This is a genomic window from Candidatus Phytoplasma asteris (assembly GCF_038505995.1).
Lineage (GTDB): Bacteria > Bacillota_I > Bacilli_A > Acholeplasmatales > Acholeplasmataceae > Phytoplasma > Phytoplasma asteris.
Map to the genome: position 1 here is coordinate 280,883 of NZ_CP128414.1, position 12,234 is coordinate 293,116.

Annotated in this window: 7 protein-coding genes; 6 read left to right on the forward strand and 1 reads right to left on the reverse strand. The window is 29.8% G+C overall.

The genetic code is table 11. From position 1 onward, the window contains the following. The first annotated feature begins 46 nt into the window (after nucleotides 1-46). From glyA to QN326_RS01630, 6 genes are all read left to right on the forward strand, one after another. Nucleotides 47-1,297, forward strand: coding sequence for a serine hydroxymethyltransferase (gene glyA / locus QN326_RS01605; protein ID WP_034172093.1), 1,251 nt, complete (start codon nucleotides 47-49; stop codon nucleotides 1,295-1,297). 476 nt (nucleotides 1,298-1,773) lie between these two features. Then, entirely contained in the window at nucleotides 1,774-2,694 is a 921-nt protein-coding gene (gene rsgA, locus QN326_RS01610) for a ribosome small subunit-dependent GTPase A (protein ID WP_011160557.1), read from the forward strand. Between the two features lie 196 nt (nucleotides 2,695-2,890). After that, nucleotides 2,891-3,982 carry a redox-regulated ATPase YchF gene (gene ychF / locus QN326_RS01615; RefSeq protein WP_011160558.1) on the forward strand — a complete coding sequence of 364 codons (1,092 nt, stop codon included), beginning with the start codon at nucleotides 2,891-2,893 and terminating at the stop codon, nucleotides 3,980-3,982. Nucleotides 3,983-4,095: 113 nt separating this feature from the next. Then, a complete protein-coding gene (ileS, locus tag QN326_RS01620; protein ID WP_342386745.1) occupies nucleotides 4,096-6,798 on the forward strand; it encodes an isoleucine--tRNA ligase in 2,703 nt (900 codons plus the stop codon). A 16-nt stretch (nucleotides 6,799-6,814) separates the two neighbouring features. Continuing rightward, the gene (locus QN326_RS01625; RefSeq protein WP_342386746.1) at nucleotides 6,815-7,633 is read left to right on the forward strand and encodes a YitT family protein; all 819 of its coding nucleotides are present in this window, start codon (nucleotides 6,815-6,817) and stop codon (nucleotides 7,631-7,633) included. A 153-nt stretch (nucleotides 7,634-7,786) separates the two neighbouring features. Further along, complete coding sequence (locus tag QN326_RS01630) at nucleotides 7,787-10,543, forward strand: cation-translocating P-type ATPase (RefSeq protein ID WP_342386747.1); 2,757 nt, start codon at nucleotides 7,787-7,789, stop codon at nucleotides 10,541-10,543. A gap of 54 nt (nucleotides 10,544-10,597) precedes the next feature. On the opposite strand, the gene QN326_RS01635 is transcribed toward QN326_RS01630, so the two are convergent. Then, nucleotides 10,598-12,094, reverse strand: coding sequence for a carboxypeptidase M32 (locus tag QN326_RS01635; protein ID WP_342386748.1), 1,497 nt, complete (start codon nucleotides 12,092-12,094; stop codon nucleotides 10,598-10,600). Nucleotides 12,095-12,234: the final 140 nt, after the last annotated feature.

Genomic DNA, 12,234 nt, shown 5'->3' on the forward strand with positions numbered 1-12,234 from the left:
TTACATTGAATGCCCAAAAATAAAAAAAGAAAAAGGTTGTGCCCAAATGAATCAAAAGTTAGGATTAAAAGACCAAGATCAAGAAATCTTTGATCTTATTGAACAAGAAAAAATTAGACAAAAAGAAAATATCTTATTAATTGCTTCGGAAAATTTTGTTTCTCAAGCAGTATTAGATGCCCAAGGAAGCATTTTGACTAACAAATATGCAGAAGGTTATCCTCAAGCTAGATATTATAATGGTTGTAAAAATGTAGATCAAATAGAAAAAATTGCCATTCAAAGAGCAACCAAGCTGTTTGGTGCTAAATATGCAAACGTCCAACCTCATTCAGGTTCACAAGCCAATATGGGAGCATTTCAAGCCTTATTAAAACCTGGTGACAAAATTTTAGGATTATCTTTAATGGATGGAGGACATCTTACTCACGGTCATAAATTAAGTTTTTCTGGTGGTTTTTATGAAGCTCATTTTTATAATGTCAATCCCCAAACTGAAATGCTTGATTATGATGAAATTCGTAAAGTTGCCTTAAAAGTTAAACCTAAATTAATTATTGCAGGATATTCGGCTTATTCTAAAACTATTAATTTTAAAAAGTTTCGTCAAATTGCTGATGAAGTTAATGCCTATTTAATGGCAGATATTGCCCATATTGCAGGTTTAGTTGCTTGTGGGCTTCATCCTTGTCCCTTTGAAGCTAACGCCGATGTTGTTACTTCTACTATGCACAAAACACTGAGAGGACCGCGTGGAGGTTTGATTTTAACCAATAAAGAAGAAGTATTTAAAAAAATAAATCGTGGTATTTTTCCAGGTATTCAAGGAGGACCTTGTATTCATACTATTGCAGCTAAAGCTGTTGCTTTTCAAGAAGCGATGATGCCTTCCTTTAAAGAATATCAAAAGCAAGTTATCAAAAATGCAAACACCTTTGCTAAATCCTTCCAACAAAAAGGTTATCGCATTGTAAGTGGAGGCACTGATAATCATTTATTTTTAATTGATGTTAAACATAAAAATCCTGAGTTTACAGGATCCAAAATTGCAAACATGTTAGAAAAAATAAATATTGTTGTCAACAAAAATACCATTCCTTTTGATCAAGAAAAACCTTTTGTGACAAGCGGTATTAGAATTGGCACACCTGCTATGACAACAGTAGGTTTTAGAGAAAATGATTTTATTTTAGTTGCAGATTTGATGGACAAAGCTATCAATCACTTGGACGACGAATCTTATTTAGCCCAAATTAAACAACAAGTTTTGGCTTTATTAAGTAAATTTAATAAGTAAAAAACAACATCCCTATTTTCAAACATAAAAATAATTATTTTGTAATCCTACATTTTTTCTTTCCTAATTCCATTAACAAAATATTAATAAAACATTAACAAAAGACTCCTTTTTATTAAGGGGTCCTTCCTTTTTTATGTAACAATTTTTGCCACCCCCCAAAACTTTTTTATTTTGCAACAAACATCCCATTTGTCAAAGTCACACCCATAAAAACATTAGCAAATAAACTCTGCTTTTGCTTATTTAAACCCAATTTATCTTTATATGTAATTATTGTTTTTTTATATGTTATAATAAAAATAATTAATGGTTTTTTTAATTAATTATAAAAAAGTTACTCAAATTAGAATAAATTAGTATCTAGCATTTTTTATCGCACACACACACAATTTAAAAATTTTTAAAAAGTAATTTAGACAAAATAAGAAAAAAATAATTAAAAAAGATTTCAAAATATAAAAAGGAGTTATTATTTGGAAAAAGCTTTAGTATTAAGATTTTTGGCTGGAGTTTATTATATTAAAGATTTAGAAACTCAAATTATTTTGGAAGCTAAAAAAAGAGGCAAATTAAAAACCCCTGATATCAAAACTACCCAAAAAGAAAATAGTTCTGCCTCTGACTTTATTATTAAAGTAGGCGATATTGTGTTTTATGAACTTTCTTGTGATACTTATTTAATTCAATCTATTTTGCCTCGTAAAAATGAATTAAAAAGACCTAATGTTGCCAATATTGACCAGGTATTGCTAGTTTTTTCCTTAGTAAAGCCCAATTTTCAATTTCTTTTATTAGATAAGTTTTTATTAATTTTAGAACAACAAAAATTAGATGTAGTTTTGGTTTTTTCTAAAATAGATTTGTTAGAACCTGAAAACCTTACAACAATGCAACAACAATTATCTTATTACCAAAAATTTCAACCCTTTTATTATATTAACTCCAAGCAAAAAATAGGAATAGATGCCCTTAAACACATTTTTGCTAATCAAATTACAGTTTTGGCAGGACAAACCGGAGTAGGAAAATCGACCTTACTCAAAGCCTTAATTCCAGATGCCAAACTCAAAACACAAGAAATTTCTGAAAGTCTTGGCAGAGGCAAACATACCACCAAAAACGCCCAATTATACGAGTTTAATGGTGGATTTATTGTTGATACTCCTGGTTTTTCCAAACTAGACTTAACTACTTTTTGCCCTAGGACTTTAAAGAATTTTTATCCTGATTTTGTAGAACATGTTTGTGATTGTTTTTTTGGTGAAAGTTGTCTTCATTTGCAAGAAGAAAAATGTGGCGTTAAAAAATCCTTAGAAAACGGCAAAATACTTCCCTCTCGATATCAAAATTATGTGAGCTTTTACGAAGAAATCAAAAACCAACTCAAATATTAGTTATTTTTTATTTTTTTGCACATTTTTTTATAGCATCATTTTAGAACTCAATTTAAGAATTGCTACAAGATTGCATTTTATCTATTTTTTACACAATTGTAAAATCGCATTTTACCCCCAACCAAAAAACCACCCCCCCTTTTTTTTACCAACCAATTATTTTTTACAAAATAAAATACCATAAGGAAACTCAAAAATGAAAGTCGGAATTATTGGTTTGCCAAATGTGGGCAAATCTACCTTATTTAATGCTTTAACTAAAATGCAAGTTTTAGAAGCTAATTATCCTTTTGCCACTATCGAACCTAATGTTGGCATTGTAGAAGTTTCAGATTCGCGTCTCCAAACTTTATCTCAAATTTTTCAATCTCAAAAAACTATTTCTGCTTTGATAGAATTCAAAGATATTGCAGGTTTAGTGGCGGGAGCTTCCAAAGGCGAAGGGCTTGGCAATCAATTTTTAAGTCATATTCGCAATGTAGATGCTATTTGTCATGTGGTTAAATGTTTTGAAGACCCCAATATTGCTCATGTGACAGAAACGAATAATCCTGTAGAAGAAATTGATATTATTCAAACAGAACTAGCTTTAGCAGATTTAGAACAAATTGAAAAACGCTTACTTAAACTGGGTAAACAAAAAAATAAACTTGACAAAGAATTATTGCAAGAAAAAGCGTTATTAACCAAAATTAAAACCCATTTAACTACCCAAGATTTAAAAAATTTGGTTTTTTCGGATGAAGAATTAAAGCTTGTCAAAACCTTTAATTTGTTGTTTTTAAAACCTTCCCTTTATTTAGCCAACATTAAAGAACATGATTTATTATCTTTGGATTCCAACGTTTTTTATCAACAAGTTTTAGCGTATGCTACTAAAGAATCCAAAAAATTAATTCCTTTGTGTGTGCAATTAGAAAAAGAAATATCGTCTTTAGACTTTGCAGAAAAGCAACTTTTTTTAAAGGACTATGGTCTTGTAGAATCAGGGCTTACTAAATTAATTCAAGAAAGTTATGCTCTTTTAGGTCTCCAAACTTATTTTACTGCAGGACCTAAAGAAGTTCGTGCTTGGTCTTTTAAAAAAGGTCTTAAAGCTCCCGAATGCGCCCGCATTATTCACACCGATTTACAAAAAGGTTTTATTAAAGCCGAAGTTGTTTCTTACCTTGATTTATTAGAAGCCCAAACTTTTCAAAAAAGCAAAGAAAAAGGCAAAGTTCGCATTGAGGGCAAAGAATACATAGTTAAAGATGGTGATATTATTACTTTTAGATTTAATGTTTAGTTTAATATTCAAACTTTTAATTTTGAAATTCGATTTTTTCTATTTTCAACTTTAACCCCCCCAAATAACAAATTATCAATTTAACAACCTAAAAATAAGGAGATAAAAAAGATATGACAACAAATTATAAAACAACTCTTTTGATGCCAAAAACTGATTTTCCTATGAAAGGAAATTTAGGCAAAAACGAAATTAACATTCAAAAACATTGGCAAAAACTTGACTTATATCAAAAAAAATTACAACAAAATCAAGACAACAACCCTTTTATTTTGCACGATGGACCTCCTTATGCTAACGGCAATATTCATATGGGACACGCCTTAAACAAAATTTTAAAAGATTTTATTGTTCGTTTTCGTAGTATGCAAGGTTTTTACACTCCTTTAATTCCTGGTTGGGATACTCATGGTTTGCCAATTGAGGCAGCAGTTCTTAAAAAAACTTCTAAAAATGCTTTTACCAGAAAGTCTTTCCTAGATAAATGTCAAGAATTTGCCTTGGAAAATGTTAATAATCAAAAACAGCAATTTCAAAGATTAGGTATTTTAGGAGATTGGCAAAATCCTTATTTAACGTTGGATAAAACTTTTGTTGCTGATCAGGTAAGAATTTTTGGACAAATGGTTGACAAAGGCTTAATTTTTAAAGCCCTCAAACCCATTCATTGGTCACCTACTTTAGAATCTGCTTTAGCAGAAGCAGAATTAGAGTACCGCAATCACCAATCTCCTTCTGTTTATGTTGCTTTTAGCATGAAAAAACTAGATATTTTTGACAATGTGGCTTTGGTAATTTGGACAACTACTCCTTGGACTTTGCCTGCCAATGTAGCAATTGCGGTGCATCCCGAAAAAGAATATCAATTAATTGAAGTTTTACAAAAACACTATTTGGTAGGAACTAAAAACATTCCTTTTCTTCAAAAAGTTTTTGCTTGGAACAAAGAAAACATCAAAGTTGTTGCTACTTTTGAAGGAAAAACCTTAGAACATTTAACTTACCAAAATCACCTTGTTTCCAAATTCGGAAAAATAATTTTATCACAACACGTTTTGGATGAAGAAGGAACAGGACTAGTCCACATCGCTCCAGGACACGGTTTGGACGATTTTTTAGTAGGTCAAAAATATAATTTAGATGTTGTTTGTAGTATTGATAAAAAAGGTATGATGACAGATGTTTCCAAATATCAAGGTCTATTTTACACCAAAGCCAACGAAGCTATCATCTCTGATTTAGAAAAAGACCATTCTTTGCTTAAAGCAGATGTAATTTTGCACTCCTATCCTCATGATTGGCGCACTAAAAAACCAGTTATTTCTCTTGCACTTCCTCAATGGTTTGTCTCTATTAAAAAAATTAAATCTCTTTTGCTAGAAGAAACCCAAAAAGTTAAGTGGATTCCACGTTGGGGAGAATTAAAAATGACTAATATGATTACTAATCGTGAGGATTGGAATATTAGTCGTCAAAGAACTTGGGGCGTCCCCATTCCTATTTTTTACACCGAAACCCATCAACCCATTCTAGATTTAAAATTAATTAATCATGTAGCTGATTTATTCGAACAGCATGGAATGGATATTTGGTATGAATGGGATGTTAAAAAACTACTTCCTGAAAACTACATTAATCCCCAAAGTCCTAACAATTTGTTTACCAAAGAACTAGATATTATGGATGTTTGGTTTGACTCAGGAACTTCTTATAGTGTTTTTAAAAAACGTAATCAAGTTTTACAAAGTGATGTTTATTTGGAAGGCTCTGATCAATATCGTGGTTGGTTCAATTCTTCTTTAATTACTTCTGTAGCCACTCAAAATCAAGCTCCTTATAAAACTGTTATTACTCATGGTTTTGTTTTTGATGGTGAAGGCAAAAAAATGTCTAAATCTTTGGGCAATGTCATCGATCCATTAACTGTTGCTGAACAAAAAGGAGCAGATATTATTCGTTTATGGGTTGCAAACACTAATTATAATCTTGATGTGCGCATTAATCCTTCCATTTTAAAACAAGTAGAAGATCTTTATCGCAAAATTAGAAACACCTTCCGTTTTATGTTAGGTAATTTAGATAATTTTAAAAAAGATACTAATTATATTGCCTTTGAACAAAGAACTTTTATCCATCAAGCAATGATGCTAGATTTTGAAGAAGTGTTAAAAAACGTACTACATTCTTATGATACTTATAATTTTGAAGGTGTTTTAAGGCATCTATTCCCCTTCATTACTAATAAAATCAGTGCTTTTTATCTCGATTTTGCCAAAGATATTTTATACATCGAAAAAGAAGATCACAAAGAAAGAAAGATGATTCAATCAACTATCTATGATTTGTTATTATCGCTTTTACAAGTTTTAACTCCAATTATTCCTCACACTACTTCAGAAGTTTACGGCTTTTTTCCTTTTGCTGTAGAAAAAGATATTTATTTAGAAAAAATGCCACAACTCAAAGCACGTCCAACTTCTCATCTTTTATTAGAATATCATAAATTTTTAACATTAAGAAAAAACGTTTTACAATATTTGGAAAAAGCAAGACAAAGTGAGCTTATTAATTCTTCTTTGCAAGCCCATATTACGTTATCATTAACCCAAGAAGAAATGCATGCTTTGGATGTTTTACAAATTAAAGATCAATTGCATCAACTTTTTATAGTCTCTAAAGTAACACTTCAATTAAAAGATACTTTTGATGTTAAAGTTGCCAAAGCTTCTGGGTATGCTTGTCAAAGATGTTGGAATGTAGTAATCACCAAACCCCTTACTCCTTTGTGCACGCGTTGCCAAAATATATTAAAATAAAAGAAATAGGTTTATTATGAAAAATGGTATGGAAAATATTGAAAAATTTCCTCCAATAAAGAAAAAAATTCAATATGTTCAAGAATTTAAAAAAATATTAATTTTATCCTTATCCTTAATAGTATATGTTTTAGTTTCTGTTTGGGCTTTTGATTGCACCCGAGATGGCGGATATAAAACTGATCTTTTTCCTACTGGGGTTATTGGTTTAGGCAATGTAATAGGTAAATTATTACATAAAGCAGGAAAGATTGAAACCAATAATATTATAGTTATTGCTGGTACTTTTTACTTTGTTGTTAATGTTTTCTTATTGTTTTTTATCTCTCGTCGTTATTTGGGTAAATATTTTACCATTACTACTGCATTTGCAACTGTCCTTCTTTTTGTTTCAGTGTTTTTTATTGAAAACCAAGTTAAACAAGGTTTTTTATATCATACTGAACGATTTTTTGGAATATTCAAAACTGAAAGTGATTTTTTAAGCGATCTTACCAGAGTTTTTTTTGCAGGTATTTTAATAGGTATTTTTAATGGTATTCCTGTAAGAATTGGTGCTTCTACTGGAGGACTTGATATTGTTGCTAAATATTTATCTGTTTATAAGAAAAAAGATATCTCTTTTGTAGTAGAAATGTTTGGCTATACTCTTATGATTTTTGGTGCTGTGGGTGTTTTTATTATTGAATATTTTTATAAAGAAACAGGTCTCAAAGAACTTACTACACAAATATCTTTATCACTTTTTTATACTGTTTTACGTATTAAATTATCTGCCTTATTTATGGGATTGATAACTTCTGTTCCCCAAAAAGAAACGAAACTAAACTGCTAAAACAGTTTAGTTTTTTTATTTTATTTGCACGCTTCACTTATTTTTATTAGTTGTAAAACTCAATTTCATAATACATGCAAAACAAATTGAAATTTTTACTTTTTGCTTTGCACAAAATATTTTTTGTATTTATATTAAATTAAAGGAATTTTAATGAAACATTCATTTAGTCAAAAAAACCCTGAACAATCGCAAGCATTGTTACAAACCAAAATCACAAAAGGGCTTACTTCCCAAGAAGCCTTGCAAAGACTTCAAATTAACGGTAAAAATCAAATTCAATCCCTTACCAAACCCACTTTTTGGCATAAATTCCAACAACAATTTAAAGATTTTTTAGTTATTGTCCTTCTATTAGCAGCTACAATTAATTTCGTGATTGGTATTTTACAAGGAAACAAAGAAGAACTTTTGGAAGGCTGTTTTATTTTGATTATTGTCCTTCTTAACGCCTTTTTAAGTATTTATTACGAAACTAAAACCCAAAAAGTTTTAGCTAATGTATCAAAAAAAGCTTCCCTTAATGCCAAAGTAATAAGAGATAGCAAACCGCTTTTAATTCCTATGCAAAATTTAGTGATAGGAGATATTGTCATTTTAGAAACTGGTGATATTATTCCAGCTGATATGATACTTTTAGAAACATTTAATTTATATGTAGATGAATCTTTGTTTACAGGAGAATCGCAAGCTGTTTTAAAAAGTGCTTGTGTTTGTGTCCAAAATGCAGCTCTTACTAATCAAAACATGGCTTTTATGAATACTGTTATTTTAAAAGGAAGAGCTAAAGGAGTGGTTTTTGCTTCAGGAATGCAAACTGAAATTGGAAAAATTACCCAGTTTATTTCTCAACCCCAACAAGAAAAAACACCATTAGAACAAAATATTGCCAAATTAACCAAAAAGTTAACTTTGATAATTGGTATTATTATTTTCCTTAATGGCTTGTGGACGATTTTTAAAAACATTTACAGCTCAACTTTTAGCTCTCACATTTTGAAACATACTTTTTTGGATGCCATTGCTCTTGCAGTTGCTGCTATTCCTGAAAGTTTATTAATTATTATGACTTTAATTTTGGCTTTGGGAATGAAAAAACTTGCTCTTAAAAAAGCTATTGTCAAAAATTTAAAAACCTTAGAAACTTTGGGGGCTGTTAATGTTATTTGTACTGATAAAACAGGAACTTTAACCCAAAATAATATGACTGTTAAAAAAATTATAGTTTGTAATTCTTTGGAAAAAATAAGTCCCTTTTGTGTGGAAAATATTAATGAACCCAAACCCTTTAATTTAGAAAAGTTGCTTTTATTTGGTATTTTATGTAATGATGCTTTGATTAGTGTTGCAAAAACAACCAACGATAAAACTTCAAACAACTTAGAAATTATTGCTGATCCTACTGAAAAAGCCTTTATTAATTTAGCTTTGTTTTATCAATATGATGCGTTTTTACTCCAAAAGAAATATCCTCGATTTGCAGAAATTGCCTTTGATTCCCAAAGGAAATTGATGACTACTTTTCATCATAAAGACGGATTTATTTATGCCATTACTAAAGGTGCTCCAGAAGTTTTGTTGCAAAAATGTAGTCAAGTTCAATATCAAGAACAAACCATTGCAAAAGATACTAAAATAATAAAAATATTAGAAAAACAAATTAGTCAATTAAGTGAGCAATCTTTGCGAGTTTTGGGAGTTGCTTATCGTGTATTTTCTCTTGATTTAGAGACGATTATTAAAAACAATCCTGATATTTTTGAACAAGATCTTATTTTTTTAGGGGCAGTGGCGATGGAAGATCCCATTCGAAAAGAAGTTATGCAAGCCATTTTTAAATGCAATCAAGCACGCGTCACTCCGATTATGATTACAGGGGATCATTTAAAAACTGCTTTTGTGATTGCCAAAAAATTAAATATTTTATCCAAACCTCAAGATTTAGCCATTACAGGAGATGAATTAGCTCAAATGCCAGAGGAAGAATTTTTGGAAAAATTATTGCAAATTAAAGTTTATGCAAGAACTAATCCTCATCATAAATTAAAAATTGTGAAAGCTTGGCAAAAAAAAGGTTTTGTGGTGGCAATGACAGGAGATGGCATAAATGATTCTTTAAGCATTAAACAAGCCAATGTGGGAATTGCTATGGGAATTGCAGGTACTGATGTTTGTAAAATGGCATCAGATATGATTTTAACAGATGATAATTTTGCTACTATTACGAATGCTTTAGAAGAAGGGCGAAATATTTTTAATAATATTAAAAAAAGTTTAGTTTTTCTTTTGAGTTGTAATGTTGGTGAAATTATTTTGATTTTGCTTGGTAATTTTTTAGGAATTTTCTTTTTTGGGTGTGATTTTAAAATTTTGACTGCTTTACAAATTCTTTGGATTAATTTAGTTACTGATTCATTGCCAGCAATGGCTTTGGGAATCGAACCACAAGAAACAAATTCTATGTCGCCAAAAACTTATAATCCTAAAGGAAGTTTGCTAAATAAAAAAACTTATCAAAAAATTATTTTGGAAGGATTTTTAATTGGTCTTTTGGCTTTTGTGGCTTCTTTAATAGGATATTATAATCATGATAGTGATAAAATAAGATATGCTCAAACTTTTGCTTTTATGGTTTTGGCGTTTTCACAATTGATTCATGTATGGAATTTGCGAAGTTTTTGCACTTCTGTTTTTAAGTTAAAAATAAATTCCTTTTTGATTAAAGCGTTTGCCATTAGTGTATTTTTGCAATTAATCATAATTTTTGTCCCTTTTTTAAGAGATTTATTTCAATTAATTTCTTTAACAACAAAAGATTTTGTAATCATTTTATTACTATCTTTGTTGCCTTTGTTGTTTGTAGAAATTAAAAAAAGATTTTGTCATTGTAAATGCCATAAATGTAGATGATATTAAAAAACAAAAAAGACTCTTTCAAGAAGAGTCTTTTTTTATATTCTTAAATTAATTATTCAAATATTTATTTTCTAAATATTGTAAAAAGGTTTCAGGGTTAATTTGGGGCATGCCTGTTGCTTTGAACACAAATTCTTGGTTGGTATAAAAAGAACCCCAGTTTCTTATTTTTTGATCTAAATATTGATTTAAAGTTTCAAATTTGCCTGTTTCAAACCCCTCTTTAATATTAGGATTTGCTTTTTGAACGTTTTTCATTATCATGGATGCTAAAATAGCTCCATTTAAATAGCTGGGGAAATAACCAAAACTTCCTTGAGGCCAGTGAATATCTTGCAAGCATCCAAGACCTACGTTGGGTGGGGTAATTCCTAGATATTCTTTCATTTTGCAATTCCAAAAGTGAGGTAAATCATCCAAAGACAACTGATCAGAAATTAATAATTCTTCAATTTCAAAACGCAAAATAACATGGAAAGGATAAGTTACTTCATCAGCATAAATACGAACAAAATCAGGTTTTACTTGGTTGGCTTGTTTAAATAAATTTTGTGGAGTTAATGAAGGATTGTAAAAATTTAATTCTGTTTTTAAAATATTTACTAAGTAAGTTAAAAATTCTTGAGATTTAGCAACTTGTTTTTCCATTAATGAAGATTGGCTTTCATCAAAAGAAAAGCTTCGTGGAGTGCCTACTGGTTGATTTTTGTATTGTTGGGGTAAATTTTGGGCGTATAAACCGTGTCCTACTTCGTGTATAGTGGCTAAAAAACTATCTAAAAAATTGTTTGCATTATAATTGGAAGTAAGGCGAACATCATAAGGAGTGCCTCCACAAAAAGGGTGGATGGATTCATCTAGGCGACCATAATTGCAATCAAATCCTATTTTGGGCATAATGATTTGATTTAATTTTTTTTGGTTTTCTAAAGTCATTGCAATATCTTTGTAAAGGTGTTTTTCTTGTTCTTGTTTTTGCAAAATAGTTTTCATTAAAGGTGGTAATTTTTCTTTGATGACGTTAAATATTTGTTTGATTTTGGTAGCAGTCATTCCAGGGTCATATTGATCGATGAGAGCATCATACAAAGATACGCCTAATTTTTGGGATCTGAGATTTGCTACTTCTTTGGTGTAATTGAGTACTTTTTGAAAATAAGGTTTGAAGCTGTTATAATCATTATTTTTTTTGGCTTGTCTCCACATTATTTCTGATTTGGTAGTTGCTAAAATTAAATTATTTTGTAGTTCTTCAGGGATTATTTCTTCGGATTGTATTTTGGATGTTATTTCTCGTAGATTAGCTTGTTGCCAAGAATTTAGAGTTTCTTGTTCTTGTTGTGTTTGTAAAAGCAAATTTTTGGTTTCTTGTGAAGTTAATAGTTTTTTTATAATTTGGGTTAAATCGATGATTTCTAAAGTGCGGCTTTCTTGGGAGCCCTTTTTAATGTTGCAAGCCATATCCCAGTTTAATATATTGATAATATTTTCTAAACGACCAATTTTTTCAAATCTTTGTTCTAATTTTTGATAATTAATTGACATATAAGGATTCCTTAGTTATTTATATTATTTGTAAACAAATGTTTTTTTGCGATGGGTTTATGAGAGGTTAATTTTTGAAAAAAGCTTTGTTTTTTTATTAAAGTTGAAAAAAATAGTTTGATTTAAGTATAAATCAAACT

Bases quoted from the DNA above. Each gene is read 5' to 3' on its own strand.
- glyA (WP_034172093.1), top strand. From the start codon at position 47: ATGAATCAAAAGTTAGGATTAAAAGACCAAGATCAAGAAATCTTTGAT.
- ychF (WP_011160558.1), top strand. From the start codon at position 2,891: ATGAAAGTCGGAATTATTGGTTTGCCAAATGTGGGCAAATCTACCTTA.
- ileS (WP_342386745.1), top strand. From the start codon at position 4,096: ATGACAACAAATTATAAAACAACTCTTTTGATGCCAAAAACTGATTTT.
- QN326_RS01625 (WP_342386746.1), top strand. From the start codon at position 6,815: ATGAAAAATGGTATGGAAAATATTGAAAAATTTCCTCCAATAAAGAAA.
- QN326_RS01630 (WP_342386747.1), top strand. From the start codon at position 7,787: ATGAAACATTCATTTAGTCAAAAAAACCCTGAACAATCGCAAGCATTG.
- QN326_RS01635 (WP_342386748.1), bottom strand. From the start codon at position 12,094: ATGTCAATTAATTATCAAAAATTAGAACAAAGATTTGAAAAAATTGGT.